Annotated in this window: 24 protein-coding genes; 8 read left to right on the top strand and 16 right to left on the bottom strand. The window is 71.8% G+C overall.

The features are described from left to right. The first annotated feature begins 150 nt into the window (after positions 1-150). Both VZF99_RS04285 and VZF99_RS04280 read left to right on the top strand, forming a co-directional pair. Positions 151-1,770: a DEAD/DEAH box helicase gene (locus tag VZF99_RS04285; protein WP_407336078.1), complete on the top strand. Its 1,620-nt coding sequence runs from the start codon at positions 151-153 to the stop codon at positions 1,768-1,770. 29 nt (positions 1,771-1,799) lie between these two features. After that, entirely contained in the window at positions 1,800-3,095 is a 1,296-nt protein-coding gene (locus VZF99_RS04280) for a hypothetical protein (RefSeq protein WP_407335768.1), read from the top strand. Positions 3,096-3,134: 39 nt separating this feature from the next. Here the strand turns inward: VZF99_RS04280 and VZF99_RS04275 are convergent, their stop codons facing one another. Beyond that, positions 3,135-3,563 (bottom strand): hypothetical protein, encoded by a 429-nt coding sequence (locus VZF99_RS04275; RefSeq protein ID WP_096905877.1) that lies wholly within the window; start codon positions 3,561-3,563, stop codon positions 3,135-3,137. Between the two features lie 380 nt (positions 3,564-3,943). Here VZF99_RS04275 and VZF99_RS04270 point away from each other — a divergent pair, with 380 nt between their 5' ends. Next, on the top strand, positions 3,944-4,192 hold the full coding sequence (locus VZF99_RS04270; RefSeq protein ID WP_067712327.1) for a WhiB family transcriptional regulator: 249 nt from the start codon (positions 3,944-3,946) through the stop codon (positions 4,190-4,192). 115 nt (positions 4,193-4,307) lie between these two features. On the opposite strand, the gene VZF99_RS04265 is transcribed toward VZF99_RS04270, so the two are convergent. After that, a complete protein-coding gene (locus VZF99_RS04265) occupies positions 4,308-4,523 on the bottom strand; it encodes a biotin/lipoyl-binding carrier protein (RefSeq protein ID WP_067712324.1) in 216 nt (71 codons plus the stop codon). A gap of 104 nt (positions 4,524-4,627) precedes the next feature. Here VZF99_RS04265 and VZF99_RS04260 point away from each other — a divergent pair, with 104 nt between their 5' ends. After that, positions 4,628-4,702: a 50S ribosomal protein bL37 gene (locus tag VZF99_RS04260; protein ID WP_370452405.1), complete on the top strand. Its 75-nt coding sequence runs from the start codon at positions 4,628-4,630 to the stop codon at positions 4,700-4,702. A gap of 79 nt (positions 4,703-4,781) precedes the next feature. Here the strand turns inward: VZF99_RS04260 and VZF99_RS04255 are convergent, their stop codons facing one another. Together VZF99_RS04255 and VZF99_RS04250 are read right to left on the bottom strand one after the other, a co-directional pair. Then, on the bottom strand, positions 4,782-5,108 hold the full coding sequence (locus VZF99_RS04255) for a zf-HC2 domain-containing protein (RefSeq protein ID WP_407335767.1): 327 nt from the start codon (positions 5,106-5,108) through the stop codon (positions 4,782-4,784). After that, positions 5,108-5,785, bottom strand: coding sequence for a sigma-70 family RNA polymerase sigma factor (locus tag VZF99_RS04250; RefSeq protein ID WP_067712319.1), 678 nt, complete (start codon positions 5,783-5,785; stop codon positions 5,108-5,110). The genes VZF99_RS04255 and VZF99_RS04250 overlap by 1 nt, the downstream gene beginning before the upstream one ends. Before the next feature lie 106 nt (positions 5,786-5,891). On the opposite strand from VZF99_RS04250, the gene VZF99_RS04245 reads away from it, so the two are divergent. Beyond that, positions 5,892-6,422, top strand: a complete 531-nt coding sequence (locus tag VZF99_RS04245) for a YbaK/EbsC family protein (protein WP_185951387.1) — start codon at positions 5,892-5,894, stop codon at positions 6,420-6,422. Positions 6,423-6,482: 60 nt separating this feature from the next. Here VZF99_RS04245 and VZF99_RS04240 read toward each other — a convergent pair whose 3' ends face one another. Next, positions 6,483-7,343, bottom strand: coding sequence for an SOS response-associated peptidase (locus tag VZF99_RS04240; protein ID WP_407335766.1), 861 nt, complete (start codon positions 7,341-7,343; stop codon positions 6,483-6,485). Positions 7,344-7,383: 40 nt separating this feature from the next. Here VZF99_RS04240 and aroA point away from each other — a divergent pair, with 40 nt between their 5' ends. Beyond that, positions 7,384-8,703: a 3-phosphoshikimate 1-carboxyvinyltransferase gene (gene aroA, locus VZF99_RS04235; RefSeq protein WP_407336077.1), complete on the top strand. Its 1,320-nt coding sequence runs from the start codon at positions 7,384-7,386 to the stop codon at positions 8,701-8,703. 9 nt (positions 8,704-8,712) lie between these two features. After that, positions 8,713-9,762 carry a ribosome small subunit-dependent GTPase A gene (gene rsgA, locus VZF99_RS04230; RefSeq protein WP_253003322.1) on the top strand — a complete coding sequence of 350 codons (1,050 nt, stop codon included), beginning with the start codon at positions 8,713-8,715 and terminating at the stop codon, positions 9,760-9,762. A gap of 89 nt (positions 9,763-9,851) precedes the next feature. Here the strand turns inward: rsgA and VZF99_RS04225 are convergent, their stop codons facing one another. The 4 genes from VZF99_RS04225 to VZF99_RS04210 form a co-directional block, all read right to left on the bottom strand. Continuing rightward, positions 9,852-10,970, bottom strand: coding sequence for a ferredoxin reductase (locus VZF99_RS04225; RefSeq protein ID WP_067712304.1), 1,119 nt, complete (start codon positions 10,968-10,970; stop codon positions 9,852-9,854). Positions 10,971-11,164: 194 nt separating this feature from the next. Continuing rightward, complete coding sequence (locus tag VZF99_RS04220) at positions 11,165-11,686, bottom strand: DUF6912 family protein (protein WP_067712302.1); 522 nt, start codon at positions 11,684-11,686, stop codon at positions 11,165-11,167. A 44-nt stretch (positions 11,687-11,730) separates the two neighbouring features. Continuing rightward, positions 11,731-13,128 (bottom strand): wax ester/triacylglycerol synthase family O-acyltransferase, encoded by a 1,398-nt coding sequence (locus tag VZF99_RS04215; protein ID WP_119191969.1) that lies wholly within the window; start codon positions 13,126-13,128, stop codon positions 11,731-11,733. A 4-nt stretch (positions 13,129-13,132) separates the two neighbouring features. Beyond that, entirely contained in the window at positions 13,133-13,543 is a 411-nt protein-coding gene (locus VZF99_RS04210) for an HAD family hydrolase (protein WP_067712297.1), read from the bottom strand. Positions 13,544-13,911: 368 nt separating this feature from the next. Between VZF99_RS04210 and VZF99_RS04205 the strand changes: the two genes are divergently transcribed. Next, a complete protein-coding gene (locus VZF99_RS04205; protein WP_407335765.1) occupies positions 13,912-14,289 on the top strand; it encodes a hypothetical protein in 378 nt (125 codons plus the stop codon). A gap of 31 nt (positions 14,290-14,320) precedes the next feature. On the opposite strand, the gene secA is transcribed toward VZF99_RS04205, so the two are convergent. The 7 genes from secA to VZF99_RS04170 all read right to left on the bottom strand — a co-directional run bounded on the left by secA (position 14,321) and on the right by VZF99_RS04170 (position 23,904). Then, complete coding sequence (secA, locus tag VZF99_RS04200; RefSeq protein ID WP_067712293.1) at positions 14,321-17,098, bottom strand: preprotein translocase subunit SecA; 2,778 nt, start codon at positions 17,096-17,098, stop codon at positions 14,321-14,323. A 165-nt stretch (positions 17,099-17,263) separates the two neighbouring features. Further along, positions 17,264-17,962 (bottom strand): ribosome hibernation-promoting factor, HPF/YfiA family, encoded by a 699-nt coding sequence (gene hpf / locus VZF99_RS04195; RefSeq protein WP_067712290.1) that lies wholly within the window; start codon positions 17,960-17,962, stop codon positions 17,264-17,266. Between the two features lie 245 nt (positions 17,963-18,207). After that, positions 18,208-18,978, bottom strand: a complete 771-nt coding sequence (locus tag VZF99_RS04190; RefSeq protein ID WP_407335764.1) for a ComF family protein — start codon at positions 18,976-18,978, stop codon at positions 18,208-18,210. Positions 18,979-18,982: 4 nt separating this feature from the next. Further along, positions 18,983-20,728, bottom strand: coding sequence for an LpqB family beta-propeller domain-containing protein (locus tag VZF99_RS04185; RefSeq protein WP_253003320.1), 1,746 nt, complete (start codon positions 20,726-20,728; stop codon positions 18,983-18,985). Beyond that, on the bottom strand, positions 20,725-22,452 hold the full coding sequence (gene mtrB, locus VZF99_RS04180; RefSeq protein WP_185951383.1) for an MtrAB system histidine kinase MtrB: 1,728 nt from the start codon (positions 22,450-22,452) through the stop codon (positions 20,725-20,727). Before mtrB ends, VZF99_RS04185 begins: the two co-directional genes overlap by 4 nt. Beyond that, positions 22,449-23,129: an MtrAB system response regulator MtrA gene (mtrA, locus tag VZF99_RS04175; protein ID WP_067712438.1), complete on the bottom strand. Its 681-nt coding sequence runs from the start codon at positions 23,127-23,129 to the stop codon at positions 22,449-22,451. The genes mtrB and mtrA overlap by 4 nt, the downstream gene beginning before the upstream one ends. An 85-nt stretch (positions 23,130-23,214) precedes the next feature. Then, the gene (locus VZF99_RS04170; RefSeq protein WP_185951382.1) at positions 23,215-23,904 is read right to left on the bottom strand and encodes a dTMP kinase; all 690 of its coding nucleotides are present in this window, start codon (positions 23,902-23,904) and stop codon (positions 23,215-23,217) included.

The following is a 23,904-nucleotide window of genomic DNA, read 5'->3' as shown; positions in this document are numbered from 1 at the left end:
CCGACGCGCTCGAAAGGCGGCGGCACGGGATAGGATGTGTGCACGTGGATCACTCCCCGGGTCCGGATCGCTCCGGCGCCGGGCGTGACAGGTCCCGTGGAAATGTGCGCGCGCCCCGCTCGCGAGGCCGGACCTTGTGCGGCCCGAACCATCCGCGCGCGAGACGAGAAAGGCACCGCCCTGTCCACCACAGATGTCACCACCGAAGAAGTCGACGGCATGGCCACGACGACCGCCGTCGTCGACGCCCCGTCCTCCGACTCCTCCCCCAGCTTCGCCGAGCTCGGCGTCCGCCCGGAGATCGTCACCGCGCTCGCTGAGCGCGGGATCACCCACACGTTCGCCATCCAGGAACTCACCCTCCCGCTGGCACTGGCCGGATCCGACCTCATCGGTCAGGCCCGGACCGGCATGGGCAAGACCTACGGGTTCGGCGTCCCGCTCCTCCACCGCATCGCCACCGGCGAGGCGACGAGGACGCTCGACGGCACCCCGCGGGCGCTCATCATCGTCCCCACCCGCGAGCTGTGCGTCCAGGTCACCCAGGACCTCAAGATCGCCGCGACCGGCCTCACCGCGCCGGCGGCCTCCGGGTCCGGCACCCGCCCGCTCAAGGTCCTCGCGATCTACGGCGGAACGCCGTACGAGCAGCAGACCGAGGCCCTGGAGAAGGGCGTCGACGTGGTCGTCGGCACCCCCGGCCGCCTGCTCGACCTCGCGAACCAGTCGAAGCTCGTGCTGGGCAAGGTCGAGGCCCTCGTCCTCGACGAGGCCGACGAGATGCTCGACCTGGGCTTCCTGCCCGACATCGAGAAGCTGCTGCGCATGGTCCCGGAGAAGCGCCAGACCATGCTGTTCTCGGCCACCATGCCCGGCCCGATCATCACCCTGGCCCGCACCTTCCTCACCAAACCCACCCACATCCGCGCCGAGGCCGCCGACTCCGGCGCCACGCACGAGAACACCACCCAGTACGTCTACCGGGCCCATTCGCTCGACAAGCCCGAGGTGGTCTCCCGGATCCTCCAGGCCGAGGGCCGTGGCGCCACCATGATCTTCTGCCGCACCAAGCGCACCGCCCAGAAGTTGGCCGACGATCTCGCGGAGCGTGGCTTCCGGGTGGGCGCCATCCACGGCGACCTCGGCCAGGGAGCGCGTGAGAAGTCCCTCAAGGCGTTCCGCTCCGGTGACGTCGACGTCCTCGTCGCCACCGATGTCGCGGCCCGCGGGATCGACGTCGACGATGTCACCCACGTCATCAACTACCAGTGCCCGGAGGACGAGAAGACCTACGTGCACCGGATCGGCCGCACGGGCCGCGCCGGACGCACGGGTGTCGCCGTCACCCTCGTGGACTGGGACGACCTGCCCCGGTGGGGCCTGATCGACAAGGCCCTCGGACTCGGGTCCGGCGAGCCCGCCGAGACCTACTCGACGTCCCCGCACCTACGGTCCGATCTCGGGATCCCGGAGAGCGCCGGCGGACGCGTCGGCGCCCCCACCGGGACCGGCTCCGGCCGACGCCCGGCCGACCGCGACTCCCGCGGGCCCGCCCGGGAGTCCGGGACCGGATCGGGACCCCGTCGGCGGCGTACCCGGACCGGGGCCTCGGGCGCTGACGGGGCCTCGATGCCCGCCACGTCCGGTGACCCCGCTCCCGGGACCGACAGCGGAGACGGTTCGGCGACCGCCGGGGACGCACCCCCGCGGCGCCGCCGTCGCCGTCGGCGCCCCTCGTCGTCGTCGCCCGACCAGGCCGGTCAGGACTGACCGGGCCACCACCTCCCCACACACGGCACGTGCGCGCAGACAGACACGCCACCGGCGGCCCGGGCCGACGGTTCCCCGGTGTGCCCTCCGAACGGGGGACACGCCGCGATCTGGCGACCGCGGCCGTCATCGTCGTCGTCATGGCGGTGGTGGCCGCCGCCGTCCTGCTGTCGGGGAGCGCGAACCGATCGGACTTCGGCGCCGCCGACGACGAGCAGCCCGTCTACGGGCCCGCGGTCGAGCGCCCCACCTCCCTCCAGCCCCTGTGGTCCCACGCATCGGGGGGCGCGGGCGCCCCACTGACCACGAAGGGCAACCTCGTCACTCTCGACGACGACGGGACCCTCGTGGGCCGCGACGCGGGCTCGGGCGAGCCGCGGTGGACCTACTCGCACGCCGGACGTCCCTGCGCGGCCACGTTCTATGCCGACATCCTCGCCGCGGCGTTCGACGGGGCCGCCGGGTGCAGTGACGTCACCGCCCTCGATCCGACGACGCAGCAGTACACGAGCACCCGGCAGAGCGCCTTCCCCGACGCGATGGAACTGACCTCGACCTGGCGGCACGCGCTGGCCTCGAGCCCCGAGCGGCTCGAGATCTGGCGCGACGACCTCGTCCGCACCGTCGAGTACGGCGCCGTCGAGGCGCCCCAGGAAGCCGACATGCAACCACGTACCGGCTGCACCCTCGGAACGGCCGACCTCACCGACGACCGGTTCGCCGTCGCCGAACGCTGCCCCGGCGACGACTCCACACGGCTCACGCTCGCCGAGACCGTCCCCGAGGACAGCCGCAAGCCCGAGGAGATCGCCTCGGAGACCACCGGCGCCCGGGGCCTGTGGATCATCGACGTCACCGACGAGGGCGTCCTCGCACTGACCGACCGCGACGGCGCCTGGGCCGTCGAATGGTTCACCTCCCCGCGCCAGTACTCCCCCGTCCTGCGACTGGACTCTGAGCCCGCGGCGAAACCGGGCGCCACCACACTCTCCGGCGATGACACCCAGGCACGGTGGTTCGACGGCGGCGCCACCCACGCCTTCCGGACCGATACCGGCCAGCACACCTGGACGGCCGGCGGGGCCACCGGCCCGGGCCTGACCGGCGGGTGGTCACCCGACCCCGACGTCACCACCGCGCGGGATTGGGTACTGCTCCCCGTCGCCGGCGGTTTCGGTCTCCTGGATCACGACTCGGGCGTCGAGACGCTCCGGCTGGGTGCCACCTCCGCGGAGGGCGACGGCGTCACCGGGCTGGCGCAGATCGGCGACATCCTCTACGAACGCCGCGGCGGCTCGATCCACGCCTACAAGCTGCTGGCCTGACCGGGCCGCGGACGGCTGGCCGGGCGGCGTACCAGTCGGTCAGGCGGCGTACCACTCGACGGCGTCGCGCCGGAACAACGCCACCAGGGCGGAGGCACACACCACCGCCAGGGCGATCCCGGCCAGGTACTGGTGCGACCCCACCCCCACGTACCACGCGACGAAGAGCAGCAGCAGCTCGGCGATCACCACCAGACCGCGGCCCCACCGCCGACCGCGCAGCAGTCCCAGCCCGGCGGCCAACAACCCGCCCCCGAGGATCGCGAACCACACGGCGGTCCCGTACCCGCTGATGACCACGGTCTCCTCGCGGTGGCCGCCGATCGCACGGACCAACAGGACCACCGCGATGCCCACGCCGATGAGCCCCTGAGCAGAGGCGATCCAGCCGGCGAGGCGGACCGGGCCGGGGATCGCGATCCGCGGGTCTGCCGGAACACGGGGCTCGTCCTGTCGTCTCACGTTCACCTCTCAAGACTATGTGGCACCGGATCCACCGGGCCCCACACCCCTGGTGGGGCGCGCTCCGCCTAGGCGATAACAGCCTCTGGTGTGCGCTTTCGCGCCGATTTGACAAAGCGCGTGACGTTTACCACAGCGAGGTCCAAGAGGGTTGACTTGTCAGGGAATCGTGGGACGATCAGTTGTAACAGCGCAGACACACCGTGTTTGCCTTGCCTTAACCGGGAGCCACTCCAGCAGGAGTGAGCCCGCGGAGCGGGTACAACCCCCACCACCCCGTCGGGTGTCACCGAGCACTCACGTCGATCGTACAGGTCCACGCCTGAACGGCGCGTGTTCGTGCTGCCCGGCGCACCCGACCTCGGTCTCACGACGAAGGAGTTCCCATGGACTGGCGCCACAAGGCCATCTGCCGCGACGAGGATCCCGAGCTGTTCTTCCCCGTCGGCAATTCCGGCCCCGCCCTCGCGCAGATCGCCGAGGCGAAGATCGTCTGCAACCGCTGCCCCGTCACCGCCGAGTGCCTGACCTGGGCCCTCGAGTCCGGCCAGGACGCCGGCGTGTGGGGCGGCATGAGCGAGGACGAGCGTCGCGCCCTCAAGCGTCGCCGCGCCCGCACCCGGACCACGGTCTGACCCCGACCGTCTGACGCGTACGTCGCCCGACCCCAGGACGGCCAGCGTACGAGAGGCCGGTTCCCGACCCGATCAGGGTGGGAACCGGCCTCCCGCCGTTGTGGCGGCCGATCGGTCAGTCGATGACGGCGATGAGATCGCCCGCCTGGATGACGTCGCCGGGCTTCACCGCGACCTCCGTCACGGTTCCCGAGCCCTCACACAGCACCGGGATCTCCATCTTCATCGACTCCAGGAGAACGATCGTGTCGCCCTCGGCGACCTCGGTGCCGACCGCCGCGACGACCTCCAAGACGTTCGCGACCATCTCGGCACGGACCTGTTCAGTCATATGGATTATTCCTCTGCTTCCTCGACAACGGCCCCCGGACACCTCCAATGCAACCACACGGGCCCGCGCATGGAAGACTTGTACACCGACGAAAGGAGGCGACCATGAGCAAGCGTGGCCGCAAGAGGCGGGATCGCCGTAAGAAGAACGCCAACCACGGTAAGCGTCCGAACAGCTGAGTACGGACGCCGTGGACGACGAGGGGGCGGGCACCTGACCGGTGCCCGCCCCCTCGTCGTCCGTCACCGCGACCGCGGATCAGCCGAAGTCGCGTCTCTCGACGGTGGTGTGTCTGTGAACCACGGTGGTGCCGTCCGCATCCGTCGTGGTCACCGTCGTGCGTCGGATCTCCACCATCAGGCGTTCCCGCAGCCCGGTCGGAGCCTTCTCGCAGCACGAACTGGAGAGCTTCGCCTTGAGGCGGCGCTCCGAGAGGAACAACTCCCGGCAGTCCGGACACCCCGCGAGATGATGTTCGAGTCGAGAGCGGCAGGCGTCGTCGCACTCGAGGTCCACCAGCAGGGACAGGTCGCGCTTCGCCGCCCGACAGTCGATCTCGTCGAGTCGTGGGTCGTGCTCCCTCATCACTTCGCCCCCTCCTCGCGGTCGCGGCCGAAACCCCGCTCGGTGGCCACGTCGCGCAGCAGCTCGCGCAGCTGCTTGCGACCGCGGTGTAGACGCGACATCACGGTCCCCAGCGGGGTGTCCATGATCTCCGCGATCTCCTTGTACGGCAGGTCCTGGACGTCGGCGTAGTACACCGCCATCCGGAACTCCTCCGGCAGCTCGGCGAGGGCCGCCCGGATCTCGTCGTCCGGCAGCAGTTCCATCGCCTCGACCTCCGCCGAGCGGAGGCCCGTCGAGGTGTGCTCGGCCGCGGCGGCCAACTGCCAGTCCGTGATCTCATCGGTCGGGTACTGCGCGGGCTGGCGCTGACGCTTGCGGTAGTGGTTGATGTACGCGTTGGTGAGGATGCGATGCATCCACGCGCGGAAGTTGGTCCCCGGCTTGAACGAGTGGAATCCCGCGAAGGCCTTGGCGTAGGCCTCCTGCACCAGGTCCTCCGCATCGGCGGGATTCCGGGTCATCCGCAAGGCCGCGCCGTAGAGCTGGTCGAGGAGAGGCATCGCCAGCTCCTCGAACTTCTCTGCGCGCTGGTCGGCCTCGTCGGGCTGCAACTCGGTCGGCAACCGGAACTCCTCACCTGTCGGTGTCCCGGAGTCTAACCGCACGCCCGGGGCGTCGAGGACCGCGGTCCGCATCGCACCCTCCCTTCCGACCCGGGACCTACCCCGGGTACCTGCTGGGAATCAACGCGGTGGGCCGTCGCGGTATTCCGGACCCCGTCACCCGCTAGGCTCCCGTCCCGTGGGCAGCAGAAAGGGACGAGGCGGCGCCGCGGCGACCCCGGCGATCGTCGCGCTGCGCGACGCCGACATCGACCACACCGTGCACACCTACGAGGTGACCGGTGACGCGGCCTACGGCGACGAGGCGGCCCGCGTGATGGGCGACCGACTGGGGGTGGCCGCGGACAGGGTGTTCAAGACACTGGTCCTGGCCACCGGCAGACCTCCCGAGGGGTCACGGGTCCCGCTCGCGGTGGCGGTCCTGCCCGTGACCTCCTCGCTGGACCTCAAGGCCGCGGCCGCCGCCCTGGGGTGCGGCAAAGCCACCCTGGCGCCGATCGACGTGGCGGAGAAGAGCACCGGGTACGTCGTCGGGGGCGTGTCGCCCGTCGGCCAGCGGCGCCCCCTGGCGACGGTGGTGGACGCCTCCGCCCTGGCCCACCCCACGATCCTGTGCAGCGCCGGCAGACGCGGGTGGGAGATCGAGCTCGCCCCCGTGGATCTGGTGGCGATCACCCGGGCGGTGACCGCCCCGATCACGGCCGGCTGACCGCCCGGTCACGACCGCCCGGACACGGCCGCCCGGACACGGCCGCCCGGTCACGACCGCCTAGAAGAGCATCCCCTCGGCGGGGTCGACCGGCCGCGCCAGCTCCGGACCGTCGTTGCGGACAGCGGACACCGCCCGCGACACCGGCCTGATCTCCACCGACTCGGCCCACTCGCCCAGGTCACCGCCCGCGCCGTCCACCAGGGCACGCGGGTCACGCATGACGGCGGTATCGAGCCAGTCCCCGAGCACCTCGGGGCGGACCACCAGCGGCATCCGGTCGTGCACCCGGCGCAGCGACCCGAGCGCCTCCGTGGTGAGGATCGTGCACGACAGTTGGGTGACCGTCTCGTCCACCGGGTCTCGTCGGGCCTCCCACAACCCGGCCATGAGCAGGCCGCGGTCCCCCGGCAGGCTCATGAAGTACGGCTGCTTGGGCCCCGCCTTTCCGCCGGGGGTCGCGGGCTCGCCCGCGACCCACTCGTACCAGCCGTCCATGGGGATCACGCAGTGCCGGCGGGCGACCGCGGACCGGAACGACGGCTTGGAGTACGCGGTCTCCACCCGGGCGTTGAACAGGTTCGGCAGCCGCTGTGAGTCCCCCGCCCACGAGGGAACGAGCCCCCACCGCATCGCCCGGAGCACCCGCCGGGGCGTCGCCGTGCCCGCCGCCGCGCCCGGGCCCGGGGTCGCGCCCTGACCCGCCGTCGCCGCCGTTCCGGCCGGCTCGACGAGCCTCTCGGACCGCGGGACGTCCAGAGCCAGAACCGGGATCGTGGTGGTGGGCGCGATGTTGAACCGCGGGGCCCGGGGCGCGCTGGCGGGGAACAGGCCGGGAGGCGGGGACGTCGCCTCGTCGACCGCGTCCAGCTCCACCGCGAGCAGCGCCGGGTCCGAGGAGAGGGAGAACCGTCCACACATGCCGACATCCTCGCACCCGGGTCCGGCGGATGCCGCCGCGATGGGCGACAATGACCAGGTGAGTCATTGGAACGCGCCCGTCGCCGCCGGCCCCGTCGACGCGGACGTCACCATCCCCGGGTCCAAGTCACTGACCAACCGTGCCCTGGTGCTCGCGGCGCTGGCCGACGGCCCCTCCCGCCTGGTCGGCACGCTGCGCAGTCGGGACACCGATCTCATGATCGGCGCGCTGCAGGCGCTGGGGACACGCATCGAGGGACCGTCCGGACCGCTCGGCCCGGGTGACACCGACCTCGTCATCACCCCCGGTGAGCTGCGGGGCGCCGACGTCGAGTGTGGACTGGCCGGCACGGTGATGCGCTTCGTCCCGTCGGTCGCCGCCCTGGCGACCGGCCGGTCCACCTTCGACGGCGACCCCGCGGCCCGTGTCCGCCCGCAGGCCACCGTGCTCGACGCCCTGCGATCCCTGGGCGCCGCCATCATCGGGGGCAGCCTGCCGTTCACCGTCGACGGCACCGGCTCGCTGCGGGGTGGACGCGTCGAGATGGACGCCTCCGCCTCGTCCCAGTTCGTCTCCGGCCTGCTGCTCTCCGCCGCGCGGTTCGACGAGGGCGCGGAGTTGGTCCACGTCGGCGCCTCGCCGGTCCCCTCCGGGCCGCACATCGAGATGACCCTGGAGATGCTCCGCGAGTCCGGCGTCGCCGTCGACCAGCCGACCCCGTCCTCGTGGCGGGTCGCGCCGGGTGCGATCGCGGCCGTCGACAGGGTCGTCGAACCGGACCTGTCCAACGCCACCCCGTTCCTCGCCGCCGCCGCGGTCACCGGCGGCACCGTCCGTATCCCCCACTGGCCGGTCACCACGACCCAGCCCGGGGACGCCATCCGCGGCATCCTGCGGGACATGGGTGCGTCGGTCACCCTCGAGGACGCCGACGGTGCGGGCCACGGCACCCTCGTCGTCGTCGGCCCCTCACGCCTGTCCCCCGTGGACCTGGACCTGTCCGCCATCGGCGAGCTCACCCCCACCGTCGCCGCACTGTGCGCGCTGGCCGACGGCCCCTCCCGGCTCACCGGCATCGCACACCTGCGCGGACACGAGACCGACCGCCTCGCCGCGCTCGCCGCGGAACTCGGCGCCGTGGGCTGCGGCGTCACCGAGCTCGACGACGGCCTCGAGATCACCCCGGCCCCGCTGCACGGCGCGCCGTGGCGCGCCTACGCCGACCACCGCATGGCCACCGCCGGCGCCATCATCGGCCTCGTGGCCCCGGGCGTCGGGGTCGACGACGTCGAGTCCACCTCCAAGACCATGCCCGGCTTCACCGCGATGTGGGCCGACATGCTCGCCGGACAGGGCTGACGGGCGGCCATGCCAAGCGGACGGGGTGCGGGCAGCGCACGGGGGTGGGACGAGTCCGACGTCCGGGTCCGGCCCGGGAAGGGCTCACGCCCGAGGACCAAACGTCGGCCCAGCCATGACGACGCCGCCGCCGCGATGATCGTCGCCGTGGACCGCGGGCGCTGGGGCTGCGTCCTGCTCGACGACGGCCCCGACCACACCGCCGGGACCCGCGTCGTCGCCATGCGGGCCCGCGAGCTCGGCCGGACCCCCGTCGTTGTGGGTGACCGCGTGGGCGTCGTCGGCGACCTCACCGGCGCGCGCGACACCCTCGCCCGGATCGTCCGCGTGGAGGAACGCTCGACGGTGCTGCGCCGGACCGCCGACGACTCCGACCCGTACGAGCGGGTCGTGGTGGCCAACGCCGAGCTCCTGCTCATCGTCGTGGCCGTCGCCGACCCCCCGCCGCGCGCCGGGTTCGTCGCCCGCGCCCTCGTCGCCGCCTACACCGGGGGGCTGGACCCGGTCCTGTGCCTGACCAAGGGCGACCTGGACGACCCGTCGGTGTTCGCCGCCGAGTTCGCCGAACTCGACGTGCCGGTCCTGCGGGTGGGGGTCGACGACGAGCTGGACGATCTCCACGACCTGATCGACGGCCGGATCTCCGCGATGATCGGACACTCGGGCGTCGGCAAGTCGACGTTGGTCAACCGCCTGGTCCCCGATGCCTACAGGGCGACGGGCGTGGTCTCCGGCGTCGGCAAGGGCCGACACACCTCCACCCAGTCCGTCGCAGTCGAACTGGCGACCGGCGGCTGGGTGGTGGACACCCCCGGCATCCGCAGTTTCGGGCTGGCGCACGTCTCCCCCGACGACGTGGTGGCCGCGTTCTCCGACCTCGACGAGATCGCCGGCGCGTGCCCGCGCGGATGCACCCACCAGGGTCCGCCCGCGGACCCCGAGTGTGCCTTCGACGCCGTCACCGACCCCGCCGTGCACCGGCGGGCGCTCGCGGTGCGGGAACTCCTCGGGGCGCTACAGTCCAACGACCCGTGGGCGCTGGGGTTCGACCAGGACTGATCCGGTGGACTGCGGCGGGGCGTGGCCCGGCGGCCGGGTGTGGCCCGGCCGGCGCCCGGGCCTCACGGGGGCGCCAGCCGGGTGGCCGATCAGATCTTGATCTCGACGTCCCCCAGCGCCACCGAGACGCAGGTCTGGATCCGCTCCCCCGGACCGTGGTCGGTGCCGTTGCGCAGGTCGCGGACGTGGCCCTCCTCCAGGCCCACGACGCACGTCTGGCAGATACCCATCCGGCAGCCGAACGGCATCTGCACGCCCACGCTCTCCCCGCCCTCGAGGATCGTGGTGGCCCCGTCGAGCTCCACCGTCTTGTCGGTCGAGCCGTACTTGACGGTCCCGCCCGACGCGCCCGCGTTGCGGTCCACGGTGAAACGCTCCATGTGGAGGTCGTCCCGTCCCGTTGCCTCGAAGTGCTCGGTCAGCTCGTCGAGCATCGCCGAGGGCCCGCACGCCCAGGTGGGACGCTCCGACCAGTCCGGCACGAGCGCCGACATCTGCTCGGAGTCGATGCGGCCGTCCTCGCTGGTCACCCGCAGGTGCAGCGTGTAACCCGGCTGGGTGCGCTCCAGCGCGAGGAGCTCGTCGTGGAACAGTGCGTCATCACGGTCGCGGATCGAGTGGACGTGCACCACGTCGGGGAACCCCTCGTCGGCCGAGCGGCGGTCCAGCGACCGCAGCATGCCCATCACCGGGGTGATGCCCGAGCCGGCGGTGACGAACATCAGCTTCTCGGGCGTGGGCGAGGGAAGGTGGAAATCACCGGCCGGCGCCTGCAGCCGGACGATCATCCCCGGCTCGACCGTTCCGACGATATGGTTGCTCAGCAGCCCCTCCGGCAGGGCCTTGACCGTCACCGAGTACTCGCCACGCCCCGTCGTGGGCGCCGACGTCAACGAGTACGAGCGCCAGGTCCACCGGCCGTTGAGCAGGACGCCGATCCCCAGGTACTGACCGGGGCGGTACTCGGGCGTGGCGCCCCAGCCCGGCTTGATCACGAGGGTCACCGCGTCGTCAGCCTCACGGCGCACGGAGACGATCTCGCCGCGCAGCTCGCGGGACGACCACAGCGGGTAGATGAGCGACGAGTAGTCGTCCATCCGCAGCGGGTGGGTGAGGCGGTTGAGGAACGTACGCGCCCCCCGCGGCTCCGGAACCCGCGCGGCCGCCGCACGCAGGACGCGATTGAGCCCACTTCTCGACTCGGACACTGGTGCCTCCTTGAAAACGGATCCCCGCGGCCCGGGGGTCGGACCGCCGCTTCCGGACTATGAACCTACGGTAGCGTAGGTTCCCGTCCGGCGGGATCCCCCGGGCCGATTCTCCACGCCGTCGACCCGGGTCCGCAGGCGATCGGGGCAGTCCCGGCATCCGGGCGGTGTCCGGCCCGGGTGCGCCCGCACCCCTAGAGCAGCGTGAGCAGGAACGGCAGTTCCACCGCGTCGTACCACGCCAGGTCCACGTCGAGGGCGTCACCGACGGTGAGCTCGGCGTCCTCGTCCCCCAGATCCGCACGGTCCACCACCTCGACCGCGTCCTTCACCAGGTCCACGGCCCCGGCCAGATCAACGTGGACGGCGGCGATCTCCGCGGTCCCCACCGTGGCACCGTCCAGCCGCACCACGGCGGTGTCCAGGTCCGGCCGCGGCTGCACCCGCCCGTCGGGGACGTCCGCGCTCACCACGACCCGCCGGTACGGGTGGGCCTCGTGCGCGGCGCCGGAGTCGAGTTCACCGCCGAGCAGCCGGAGCGACGCCCGCGCGGCCTCGAGGAACGCCACGTGTTCGATCTCCTCCATGTCGCCCTCGGCGTAGGACTCGATGAGCGCGGGGGTCGCCGCGAACGCGGTGCCGCTCCGCACGGGCATCTCCCCTGCCTCGAGCAGGGTCTCGAGCATCGCCATGGTGGCGGGGACGAACAAACGCATGATGGACTCTCCTCGGGCGGGTGATGGTCAGCAGGCGGTGCCGCTCAACCGGCGGTGCCGGTGAGCTCGTCCAACGCGGACGAGATGAGCTCTCCGATCTCCTCCACGTCCGGGACGGCCTGGCGATCCGAGGTGAACCCGCAGTACACGGCCCCGGCATAGCTGCTCATCGACACGGCCAACGCCTGCCCCTCGAGCAGGGCCGGGACGGGGTAGACCTCGACGAGTTCGCCATCGCCCCAGAACACCTTGCGCTGGGGACCGGGCGCGTTCGTGACGACCAGGTCGTAGCTCTCCGACGGCAACATGATCGCCGCCCGGGAGGCCAGCGCGTGCAGGGTGGGCGGAGCGAACCCGGACAGCCGCGCCAGGGACTTGGCCCCCACGGCCTCACGCGGATGACGCTGGGTGGCCGTCTCGCGGGCGATCTGCGCCAGACGCATACGGGGATTGGGCTCCCCGACCGGCATGCCGATGAGCGCCGAGGCGATCTCCGCCGAGGTGGCCTCGCTCTGGTTCTCCGACCCGTCGGCCTCCGAGGTCACCGCCATCGGCACGATCGCCCTGAGCGTGTCCGAGGTGGACAGGGGGTGGCCGCACGACAGGATCCAGGACCGCAGTGCCCCGCAGAGCACGGCGAGCACGACGTCATTCACCTTGCAGGAGTGCTCGCGCGCGATCTCCCGCGCCTGCGCGAGAGGGAAGGACGCCAACCCCACCCGGCTCCCGCGGGGACGGGTGGTGCGGAACATCTCCGCCAGACCGCCTGCGGGACGGAGCACCGACAGATTCGCCGCGCCGACCAGTCCGCGGGTGGCCCGCTCCAGCGCGTGAGCCAGGCGGGCCGAGCGGCGCACCAGCTCCAGGGGGTCGGTCGCGATGGTCATGAGCGCGTCCAGGACGAGGACCCCGTCCCCGGGCGCCGGCACCGGGGTCCACGTGGCGACCTCGTCGACATCCGCGGAGGCCCGCTCGTCCGTCACGAGCACCTGGGCGAGATCCACGGCGTGGGGACCGCCCAGCAGCGCATGGTGCGTCTTGGTGAGGATCGCCAACCGTCCATCCGGAAGCCCCTCGATGAGGTACAGCTCCCACAGCGGGCGATCCGCCTCCAGTGGCCTGTCGACGAGCCGCGCCACGAGGTCGGCCAGCTGGCGCATCCCACCGGGAGCGGGGAGCGCCGACCGCCGGACGTGGAAACTGAGGTCGAAGTCCGGGTCGTCCACCCACACGGCCCTGGCCAGGGAGAAGGGGATATGCCGGATCCGTTGACGGTACCGGGGCGCGTCGGCCAGGCGGGCGTCGACGAACTCCATGACGCGGTCGATGTCCCACGGTTCGTCCCTGGCGACCAGCGCCAACGAGCACGAGTGCCTGCTCCGGGAACGCGCGGCGTCACCGACGAGCAGATCCGCGTCCGCGGTGGCCAACCTGGTCGCCACGGTGTCAGACCACCTCGTCCAACCCGAGGAGCCCGCGGATCTCCACGGCCGCACGGTCGAACACCTGGTAGAACACGCCGATCATGCCGGTCCGCACGGCGCCGAGGACGTTCTCGATGGCGTCGTCGACCATCACGCACTCCCGCGGCTCGAGTTCGAGCCGGCGCGCCGCCTCCAGGAACGCCTCGGGCTCGGGCTTCTCCACCCCGGTCACACCGCTGAGCACCACGTGCTCGATCCCGAGATCGCGGGCGTCCTCCCGGACACGGTCCGCCCCCGGCCCCTCGGGTTCATTGCTCAGCACGGCGAGACGGACGTCATTCGCCCTCGCACCGGTCAGGATCGACCGCCAGTTCTCACGGTCCTCCTCCGTGCCGTCCAGCACCCCGAAGTAGTCGACTATCAGTCCACGCATGGGGACAGCCTAGGCAACACCCGGGCACGGTGCAGTAGGCGAGGTGGAACCGGGCGCCCGTTCCGGCGCGTCATGAGGGGTAGAGCACGCCAGACCACCCCGGGTCCGGCGCGGGAGGGAGCAGACCCCAGATGGCACCGACGCCCGTTTCGCCACCCACGACGGTGCGGCCTCACCGGTCGGCCGAAACCGATCGGGAGGCCGGCCGCGTCCGGCCCCTACCCTCCACCGAACCCGCGCCGGGAGTGCCGGGGGCCGCGGGGACGACGGATCGGGAGTGCGTCGTCACCCCGCCCGCCAGGCCGGTGCCGGCTCCGGAACGCGGCGTCCCGGTCCCCGCGCGGCGGGCCGCACACGCCCTGGTCGTCATGGCCCTGGAAGTCGTGGATCGCAGGCGGGCCCCGCACCACACCAGGGGCGCGTTCCCGCCCCATCTCGCAGAGATGCTGCGCGCGCTCGCGCGTGACGGTGTGCCCGGACAGCACCTGGGACCAGCCAGGGTTCACCGGCTGCACATCCACGCCGCCGACCCCGGTCGGGCGGAGCCCGGCAGGTCGGAGCCCGGCAGGTCGGAGCCCGGCAGGTCGGAAGGCCGCACGGCCGACCCCGGACGAGCGCCGGACGCGGAGGCGGTGGACTACGAGGTCTGCGCCACGTACGCCCGCGGGCCGCGACTGTTCGCCGTCGCGGCCCGCATTCGGGTCACCCCCACCGGTGCCGGCTGCGTGGCCCTCAGGTTGGTCTGAACCATCCCGCGGGCCACACGGGGGTGCCGGGTCAGTCCCGGCGGCCCCTCGTGGCGGCCTTGGCCGCCCTCTCGCGGCGCTCTGCGCGCTGCTGCCGCTCCTGAGACCGCCGCTCCGCCCGGTTCGCGGAGGCACCCTCGTCGACCAGCTCCGGGTCGCCACTCTCCGACGGGCCGGAGAACTGCATCTGGTCCGCACTCACATCCCGGCCGGTACCGGCGGCCCGGAGGATCGGGTTGGCGCCGGCGAGTGCCGCCGCCTGCGACGCTGACGGACCGGCCATCGCCTTCTGCTGCTGGTTGGCCTCGACCTTGACGTTGAACAGGAACGCCACCGTCTCCTCACGGACGCCGTCCATCATCACCGAGAACATGTCGTAGCCCTCGCGCTGGTACTCGACGAGCGGGTCACGCTGGGCCATCGCGCGGAGGCCGATGCCCTCCTTGAGGTAGTCCATCTCGTAGAGGTGCTCGCGCCACTTCCGGTCGAGGACCTGCAGCATGACCGACCGCTCGAGCTGACGCATGGCACCCTCCCCGCCGATGCCCTCGATCTCTGCCTCACGCTCGTCGTAGCGGGCGAAGACGTCGTCGAGGACGGCGTCCTTGAGGTTCTTGGCGGACAGGTCGCCGGACGACCCGTATTCGTCGCCGTCGATGATGTCCTGCGCCGCGATCGTCACCGGGTAGAGCTGGTGGAGCGCGTCCCACAGCTTGTCCAGGTCCCAGTCCTCGACGTACCCCTCGGCGGTGGCACCGTCGACGTAGGCGCTGACGACCTGGTAGATCATCGACTCGACCTGGTCGGTGATGTCCTCGCCCTCGAGGATCCGCTTGCGCTCACGGTAGATCACCGTGCGTTGCTGGTTCATGACCTCGTCGTACTTGAGGACGTCCTTGCGGATCTCGAAGTTCTGCGACTCGACCTGCGTCTGCGCGTTCTTCACGGCCCGCGAGACCATGCCGGCCTCGATCGGCACGTCGTCGGGCAGGCTCAGACGATTCATGATCGCCTCGACGGCAGCACCGTTGAAGCGCCTCATGAGCTCGTCACCCAGCGAGAGGTAGAAGCGTGACTCGCCCGGGTCGCCCTGACGTCCCGAGCGCCCGCGCAGCTGGTTGTCGATGCGCCGCGAGTCGTGCCGCTCGGTGCCGAGCACGTACAGGCCACCGGCTTGGCGGACCCGCTCCGCCTCCTCCTTGGTGAGCGTGCGCATCCGCTCGATCTCGGTGTCCCAGGCCTGCTCGTACTCCTCCGGGGTGGTGACCGGGTCGAGACCGCGCTCGCGCAGGTTGAGGTCGGCGATGATGTCGGCGTTGCCGCCGAGGACGATGTCGGTGCCGCGGCCGGCCATGTTCGTGGCGACCGTGACCGCACCGGGCCGTCCGGCCTGCGCGATGATCTGCGCCTCCGAGGCGTGGAACTTGGCGTTGAGGACGTGGTGCTTGATGCCCTTGCGCGTGAGCAGCTTGGACAGGTGCTCACTGCGCTCGACCGAGGCGGTGCCCACGAGCACCGGCTGCTTCTTCTCGACCCGCTCGGCGATGTCCTCCACGACGGCGGCGAACTTCGCCTCCTCCGTCTTGTAGATGAGGTCCGCCTGGTCCTCGCGGGCCATCGGCCGGTTGGTCGGGATGGGCATGACCTCGAGCTTGTAGATCGAGTAGAGCTCGGCGGCCTCGGTCTCGGCCGTGCCCGTCATGCCCGCCAGCTTGTCGTACAGCCGGAAGTAGTTCTGCAGGGTGATGGTGGCCAGCGTCTGGTTCTCGGCCTTGATCTCGACCCGCTCCTTGGCCTCGATCGCCTGGTGCATGCCCTCGTTGTAGCGACGCCCGTCGAGGACGCGGCCGGTGAACTCGTCGACGATGATCACGTCACCGTCGCGGACGATGTAGTCCTTGTCCTTGGTGAACAGCTCCTTGGCCTTGATGGAGTTGTTCAGGTAGCTCACCAGGGGCGAGTTCGCGGCCTCGTAGAGGTTGTCGATCCCCAGCTGGTCCTCGACGAACTCCACGCCCTGCTCGGTCACGCCGATGGTCCGCTTCTTGCGGTCGACCTCGTAGTGGGTCCCCTCCTCCAGCAACGGCGCGATGCGTGCGAACTCGCCGTACCACTTGCTGGAACCGTCGGCGGGTCCCGAGATGATGAGCGGGGTCCGCGCCTCGTCGATGAGGATCGAGTCGACCTCGTCCACGATCGCGTAGTTGTGGCCGCGCTGGACCAGATCGGCGGTGTCGTGCGCCATGTTGTCGCGCAAGTAGTCGAAGCCGAACTCGTTGTTGGTCCCGTAGGTGATGTCGGCGTGATAGGCCTCGCGGCGCTGCGCCGGGGTCATCCCGCCGAGGATCGCTCCCACCGACAGGCCGAGGAAGCGGTGGACACGACCCATCCATTCCGCGTCGCGCTTGGCCAGGTAGTCGTTGACGGTGACCACGTGCACGCCGTTCCCGGCGAGGGCGTTGAGGTAGGCCGGCAAAACACAGGTCAGGGTCTTGCCCTCACCGGTCTTCATCTCGGCGACCGAGCCGGTGTGCAGCACGATGGCGCCGATGATCTGCACCTTGTAGGGCTTCTGACCGAGGACCCGATGGGCCGCCTCGCGGGCCACCGCGAAGGCCTCCGGGAGGAGCTCGTCCAACGTCTCCCCGTCGGCGACGCGACGCCTGAACTCGTCGGTCTTTGCCCGCAGTTCGTCGTCGCTCAGCTTCTCCGTCTCGTCGGCGAGTGTGTCCACGTAGTCGGCGAGAGCGGTGTACTTCTTGAGCTTTCGCCCCTCGCCGGCACGGAGCAGCTTGGAAAGAATCGACACAGTCTCGAACGTCCTCGTGGTCGGGGAAGTGGTCGTGGATACGGCGACCTGCGTGGCGACACGCGGGCCCGTCCTCATCCTAGGTGCTGTGGGCCGTCGTGACACGCCGAGGGCGGTCCGGTCAGGGGGGACCGGACCGCCCTCGGGGGTTACGGGACGGGGCCGTCAGCCCTCGTCGCTCAGGGTGATGAGCCCGTAGTCGAACGCGTGCCGGCGGTAGACGACGGTGGCGCGTCCGGTCTCGGTATCCCGGAAGAGATAGAAGTCGTGGCCCACCAGCTCCATCTTCTCGAGTGCCTCGTCGACCGACATCGGGGCGCCGTCGTGCTCCTTCTTCCGCACGATCTGTCCCGGCATCTGCTCGTCGACCCCGTCGTTGTACTCGGCGCCGTCGACCCCGTCCAGCATCTCGGCCGGGGCGGCGTCGGCCGTCAGCTCGGCGGTCGCCTCGGCGACGGACTGGGGGCGCCGGTGGCCGGAGTGGCTGATCTTGCGCCGCGTGCGGGCCTTGCGCATCTGACGCTCGAGCTTGGCGACCGCCGACTCGAGGGCCGCGTAGAAGGTGTCCTCGGCCGCCTCCGCGCGAGCGACGCCGGGCTTGCCCTTGAGGGTGATCTCGATGCGCTGGCTCACCTTGGACAGCCGCGGGTTGTTCTCGTGCAGCAGGATCACGTCGAACCGTTGGATGGCCGGCGAGATCTTCTCGATCTTCGCGAGCTTGGCGTTGATGCGGCTCGCGAAGTGTTCGGGGACCTCGACATTGCGGCCACGGATGGTGACCGGGGCCTCCGGCGTACCGGGGTCGTCTGTCGACGGACCGTCGAAGGTGGCGGGATCAAGCAGGACTGCGGGGGTCTTCGCCATCGAAGCTCCTCCTCATCGGGCCTGCGGCGGGCCGCTGCGGCCGATCCGGTAACCGCCCGGAATCCCGGCCGAAGGGGCCACCCACATGGCTGAGTGGATACTCTGCAGACGCTGTCCACCGGAGCCGCCAGGCGGCGAACGTGCTGGTGAACGCGTCCAAAACCCACCCTACCCCCTCGCGTGGGCGCGGACCCGCGGACCGCGAAGGTCGCGTCGACCCCTCCCCCGCGGGGAGTCGTCCGCCGTCAGGCGGCGGTCACGGCGAGCACACCCGTGACGCGCAACCCGCCCGCGTCCAGGACCGCGACGCACTGCGCGGCGGTGGCGCCCGTGGTGACCACGTCGTCGACGAGGAGCACGGTCGACGGTGTCCCCAACAGGGCGGGCACGGTCGCCGGCGCCCCCGGGGTCGCCCGCAACCCTGCGCCCACCGGGCGGCGGCGGATCCGCCCCGAGAGATTGTTCGCGCGGGCCTGCGCGCCGAGCCCGGCCGCGTCCCGCACCCGTCCCCGGACCTCGAGGAGCGGGGCCACCACCACCGGCCCGCCCGGCACCGAGCCGGCGAGCTCGGCGGCGAGGACGTCCACGACGCCGCGGACGTGGTCGAACCCCCGCCGCCGCCGGGCCCGCGCCGACGCGGGGGCGGGCACCAGCACGGTGGGGCGGTCGCCCGCCTCCGCGATCTCCCCGTCTGCCCGGAGCACGTCGACGGCCGCGGCCAGTGCCGCTCCGAGGGGCCGTGCCAGGTCGGCCCGCCCGCGGTCCTTGTAGGCGGACACCGCCCGGGCGGCCGGGCCGGCGTGCCGGGACAGCGCCCAGACCGGCACCCGCAGGTCGGCGCGGGTCCGCACTCCCAGCGGGGCGCCCGCGAGTGTGGCGGCGCAGTCCGGGCACCACCGGTGACGGGGGCGGCCGCATCCGGCGCATTCCACGGGTACGACCAGGTCGGCGAGAGCCGCGGTCCAGGTCTCCCCGCCGCGCCACCGGGCCGGCGCACCCTCGTCCCCGGCGGTCACCGGCTCAGCCCGCCACCACCGGGTCCGCGCGGATGGCGGCCAGTCCGGCGATCTCCCGCCAGTACCTGTCACCGGTGTCGGCACCGGTGTCGAGTCGCAGCAGGGACCGCCGGTCCACCACGTAGATCTCGCGCCCGGCCGCCGCGACCGCGGTCACCGGTCCCGAGATGTTTCGCTGGGACAACGGCTCGGCGATCGCCCCGTCCACGGAGACGGTCGCGACGGGGGCCTCGGTGGTGTCGCGACCCACGACGATCGTGGACCGGTCCCGCCACGCCACGGCGGTGACGGTCTCCCCGAGTGCGCGGCCGACCTGGCGGAACGTGCCCGGCAGCGGTTGTCCGGTCTCGGCGGACAACGCGCCGATGAACACCTTGCCGTCGACGACCACGGCCAGTTGGGTTCCGGACTGGTCGATACGCAGGCCGGTCACCCTCGCCCCGAGGGCGAGCAGCGGCCCGGCGTCCATCTCCTGGACGGCGGGGGCGTTCTCGCCCATCCCGATACGGAGCAGTCGCGCGTCGTCGACCAGCACCCAGGCCCGCCCGGTCACCGGGTGGAACGTCGGGCCGGCCACCGTCCCGGCGGTGAGGGCCTCGGCGGGCGCGCCGTCGATCGGCCCCACCAGGACACGGCGCGGTCCGATCTCCCCCTCCCCGGTCACCACGGCGAGGTTGCGTCCGTCGTGGGAGATCACCGCGTTGGTGCCGCCGCGCACCTCCGACCAGGGCCCCGAGGCCGGTCGTGCGCCGCCGGCCTCGAGCCGCACCAACCCGTCCGCGGCGGTGAGCGCGTATCGCATGGGCTCCGCCGGCGGGTAGGGGTCGAAGTCACGGACGTCCTCGGTGGTCCACCCGGTCGCGTATCGCTCGTCGAGGGGGGCGCCGTCCCGCTCGAGGCGGTAGGGGCCGGGGACGTCGGCGCGGGCGAGGGTCCACACGACCTGCGCGGCGAACTGGGTGGTGGCCTGGCTGCTGAGGACCGGCAATCCGGCGAAGTCGATGGTGGTGCCCGCGGCGTCGGCGCCGTCCTCGTCCTCGTCGGGGCGGACGGAGACGGAGGCGGGTACGCGGGACAGGACCGCGTCGGTGAGTCCGGGCCGGGGGCCGGTGGCGAGCAGATTGACGAGCGAGTACTCGAGATCGGTGCGGTCGGCGGCCGTCCAGCGCGGGTCCGGGACGAGCGCGTCACCGGATCCGGAGAGGAAGAACAGGTCCCGTTGCGCGTAGGTCGACAAGAACTCGGCCTTCTCGATCACCACCCCGGGCGGCAGTTCGTCGATGCGCCACTGGCCGTCGGTGCGGGTCAGGCCGATGGTGACCTCGAGTTGGCCGACGTCCTCGCGGAAGATGCCGCCGGGGTCGAGGGTGCCGACCTTCTCCGCACGCAGCGTGTACTCGGCGCGGTCGGCCGACCGGCCGCCCTCGGCGCTGAGGTCGGCGCGCAGCACGATGATGGTCTCCGCGAGGTCGTCCCAGTTCTCGGCGGCGTCCGGGGTGAGGAACTGACGGGCGGCGGCGTGCCGCTGATCGGCGATCGCCGCGGCCTTGAGGAAGTCGCGGACCAGGAGGTCCGGTTCCTGGTCCGGTACCGGTGTGGGGACCGACAGTTCGCTGCCCTCCGGCGAGAAGGTGTCGATGACCTGGGGGGACGACGACGAGGGCAGCGTGGCGCACCCGGCCGCCGCGAGCCCGGTCGCGCAGGCCAGCGCCACCGACACGAGCAGGGACCGGGGCCGGGGCCGGGTCATGGCCGGCTCTCCCCTGCCCCGGGGACCCGCTCGAGGGAGGTCGGCGAGCCGGTACGCACGAGCCTGGCCTCGTCCTCGGGGGTGAGGGGCAGCGGGCTGGAGGTGAGGGTGCCGCCGCGGCGCCGCGGGATGGTCAAACGGAAGCAGGACCCCTCCCCCGGGCTGCCCCAGCAGTCCAGCCGGCCCCCGTGGAGCTTGGCGTCCTCGAGGGCGATCGCCAGGCCGAGCCCGGTGCCGCCGGAACGTCGCACCCGTGAGGGGTCGGCGCGCCAGAAGCGGTTGAACACCCGGGTCTCCTCCCCGGGTTTGAGCCCCACCCCGTGGTCGCGGACCGAGACGGCGAGGGCGGCGTCCGAACACCGCAGGGTGACCTTCACCGGCTTGGACTCACTGTGGTCGAGCGCGTTCGCCACGAGGTTGCGCAGGATCCGCTCGACGCGCCGCGAGTCGACCTCGGCCATGACCGGCTCGTCGGGCATGTCGACCTCGACCTCCACCCCGGCGGCCTCGGCGATGTGGGCCACGGTGCCGACCGAGTCCGCGACGGAGGTACGCACGTCCATCTCGGCCGTCGCGAGCTCGGCCATGCCGGCGTCGTGGCGGGAGACCTCGAGCAGGTCGGTGAGCAGGCTCTCGAACCGGTCGAGTTCGGATTCGAGCAGCTCCACCGCGCGTTTGGCGGGGGCGTCCAGGTCGGCGGCGGAGTCGGAGATGATGTCCGCCGCCATCCGGACGGTGGTCAGCGGGGTGCGTAGCTCGTGGGAGACATCTGAGGTGAACCGCTTCTGCAGGTCACCGAACTCCTCGAGCTGGGTGATCTGGTCCGACAGGCTCTGCGCCATGTCGTTGAACGCCATGGCCAGGCGCGCGACGTCGTCCTCGCCGCGGATGACCATCCGTTCCTTGAGGTGGCCGTTGGCGAAGCGCTGGGCGATGGAGGCCGCCTGCCGCACGGGCAGGACGACCTGCCGGGCCACTATCCACGCGATCGCCGCGGACAGGACGATGATCGCCAGGCCCGCCGTGGCGACGATCCCCCGCATGATCCCGAGGGTCTGTTCCTCCGCGGTGAGCGGGTAGACGAGGTACAGCTCGAGTCCGGGGATGGAGGAGTCCGTCGGCGTGCCGAGCATGAGCGCCTTGACCTGCTCGCCACGGAAGTCGACGGTGACGTACTGGGAGGCGATCCTGCCCCGCTGGACCAGGGACTGCAGCTCCGGTGGCACCTGCGCCCCGGAGGGGCTGACCACCTGGCCGCGGCCGGTCTGGTCCGGCACCACGAGGATCGGGTCGAAGGTGCCGGCGTGGACGGAGTCCCCGTCGGAGGCGAGCCCGCGGTCGCTGATGGCGCTCCGCGCCTGGTCGATCCGGGACTGCTCGCTCGTGCCCTCGTCGGTGGCGGCGATCTGCGCCTGCACCGTGAGGCGGAGCCTGCTGGCCTGCTCGATGGCCGCATCGAGTTTGGTCGACAGCAGCTGGGCGGCCATCTGGCTCTGCAACATGAACGCGATCGTGAGGATCACGCCCATCGACAGCGCCAGCGTGGAGGTGACGACCCGCAGCTGCAGCGACCGCCGCCACAGCCGCGCGATCCGACCGCCGATGGCGGCCGGGTCGAGTTCGGACAGTCGCTCCCGGAAGGTCGGTGACGAGTCGGTCACGTCCCGGGTGTCGGGCTCGTCCCCGGTGGACGCCACCGCGTCGTCGGGACGAGCGGTGGTCACGAGACCGGACCGGCCTTGTAGCCGACGCCGCGCACGGTGAGGACGACCTCCGGGTTCTCGGGGTCCTTCTCGATCTTCGCCCGCAGGCGCTGGACGTGGACGTTGACCAGCCGGGTGTCGGCCGAGTGGCGGTAGCCCCACACGTGTTCGAGCAGGACCTCACGCGTGAACACCTGGCGGGGCTTGCGGGCCAGTTCCACCAGGAGGTCGAACTCGAGCGGGGTGAGCGGGATCGGCGTGCCCTCGCGGGTGACCGTGTGCGCGGGGACGTCGATCGTCACGTCGCCGATGTGCAGGACCTCGCTGGGCTCGTCCTCGCCGCGACGCAGGCGGGCCCGGATGCGGGCCACCAGCTCCTTCGGCTTGAAGGGCTTCATGATGTAGTCGTCCGCGCCGGACTCCAGGCCGAGCACCACGTCGACGGTGTCCGTCTTGGCCGTGAGCATGACGATCGGCACCCGGGACTCGGCGCGGATCTCGCGGCACACGTCGATCCCGCTCTTGCCCGGCAGCATGAGGTCCAGCAGAACCAGGTCGGGCTGCACCGCGCGGAACGTCTCGATGGCCTGAACTCCGTCGCCGACGATCTCGGTCTCGAACCCCTCGCCCCGCAGGACGATGGTGAGCATCTCTGCCAGTGCGGCGTCGTCGTCGACGACGAGGATCTTCGGGGTCATGGTCACCACTTGTGTCGGCGTGTCGTGTAGGCGTCGTCAGGCTCACCACCCGTGGGCACGCACCGCGGGTCGTGTTCCTGCCCTCTCAGACCTTACCCGGCCGACCCGACGGACCGGGGTGCGGCGCGGCGGCCGGAGGGGGGACGACGACGAGGTCGGCCAACTCCCGCACGTGGGGGTCAGACCCGATCACGCGCCAGGGCGAACGCCACCCTGCGGCGGCGAGCCGACGGTAGACCCGCCCGGTCGCCGCCTGCAGCTCCGCGTCGCGTTCGTAGCGGTCGCGGACGCGCGCCGGATCGGCGGCCTCCCGGGAGCCCGCGCGCCGTGCCGCCAGCTCCACCGGGGTGTCGAGCAGGATCTGCAGGTCGGGGACGGGCAGCCCGAGCCGGTCGAACTCGAGGGTGCCGATCCACTCGACCACCTCGGACTCGCGGTCCGGACCGAGCCGGGCGGCGGTGTACGCGGCGTTGGAGGCCACGTACCGGTCGAGCAGCACCACGTCGTGGGTGGACCCCAGCTGCGCGAGCTCGCCCAGCGCGGCGTGCCGGTCCATCGCGAACAGCAGTGCCATCGCGTGGGGCGAGTCCGCGGTGCCGGCCTGGCCACCGTGCAGTGCGTCGGCGGCCAGGTCGGCGTGCAGGGTGCCGTACCGGGGGAAGGCCAGGCGGCCGACCGAGAGACCGCGGGAGGCGAGCTCGGCGACGAGCGCCGTCGTAAGCGTGTTCTTCCCCGCGCCGTCGAGACCCTCGACGACCACCAGCCGTGCGACCAT

Origin of the sequence: Dietzia kunjamensis (assembly GCF_045689975.1) — a bacterium.
In the GTDB taxonomy this organism is placed as follows: Bacteria; Actinomycetota; Actinomycetes; order Mycobacteriales; family Mycobacteriaceae; genus Dietzia; species Dietzia kunjamensis.
This window is presented reverse-complemented; position numbering and strand designations above follow the sequence as displayed.

Coding starts and splice junctions, on each gene's coding strand:
- VZF99_RS04270 (WP_067712327.1), top strand. CDS start 3,944: ATGGACTGGCGCCACAAGGCCATCTGCCGCGACGAGGATCCCGAGCTG.
- VZF99_RS04265 (WP_067712324.1), bottom strand. CDS start 4,523: ATGACTGAACAGGTCCGTGCCGAGATGGTCGCGAACGTCTTGGAGGTC.
- VZF99_RS04255 (WP_407335767.1), bottom strand. CDS start 5,108: ATGAGGGAGCACGACCCACGACTCGACGAGATCGACTGTCGGGCGGCG.
- VZF99_RS04250 (WP_067712319.1), bottom strand. CDS start 5,785: ATGCGGACCGCGGTCCTCGACGCCCCGGGCGTGCGGTTAGACTCCGGG.
- VZF99_RS04240 (WP_407335766.1), bottom strand. CDS start 7,343: ATGTGTGGACGGTTCTCCCTCTCCTCGGACCCGGCGCTGCTCGCGGTG.
- aroA (WP_407336077.1), top strand. CDS start 7,384: ATGGGCGACAATGACCAGGTGAGTCATTGGAACGCGCCCGTCGCCGCC.
- rsgA (WP_253003322.1), top strand. CDS start 8,713: ATGCCAAGCGGACGGGGTGCGGGCAGCGCACGGGGGTGGGACGAGTCC.
- VZF99_RS04220 (WP_067712302.1), bottom strand. CDS start 11,686: ATGCGTTTGTTCGTCCCCGCCACCATGGCGATGCTCGAGACCCTGCTC.
- VZF99_RS04210 (WP_067712297.1), bottom strand. CDS start 13,543: ATGCGTGGACTGATAGTCGACTACTTCGGGGTGCTGGACGGCACGGAG.
- VZF99_RS04205 (WP_407335765.1), top strand. CDS start 13,912: ATGGCCCTGGAAGTCGTGGATCGCAGGCGGGCCCCGCACCACACCAGG.
- hpf (WP_067712290.1), bottom strand. CDS start 17,962: ATGGCGAAGACCCCCGCAGTCCTGCTTGATCCCGCCACCTTCGACGGT.
- VZF99_RS04185 (WP_253003320.1), bottom strand. CDS start 20,728: ATGACCCGGCCCCGGCCCCGGTCCCTGCTCGTGTCGGTGGCGCTGGCC.
- mtrA (WP_067712438.1), bottom strand. CDS start 23,129: ATGACCCCGAAGATCCTCGTCGTCGACGACGACGCCGCACTGGCAGAG.
- VZF99_RS04170 (WP_185951382.1), bottom strand. CDS start 23,904: ATGGTCGCACGGCTGGTGGTCGTCGAGGGTCTCGACGGCGCGGGGAAG.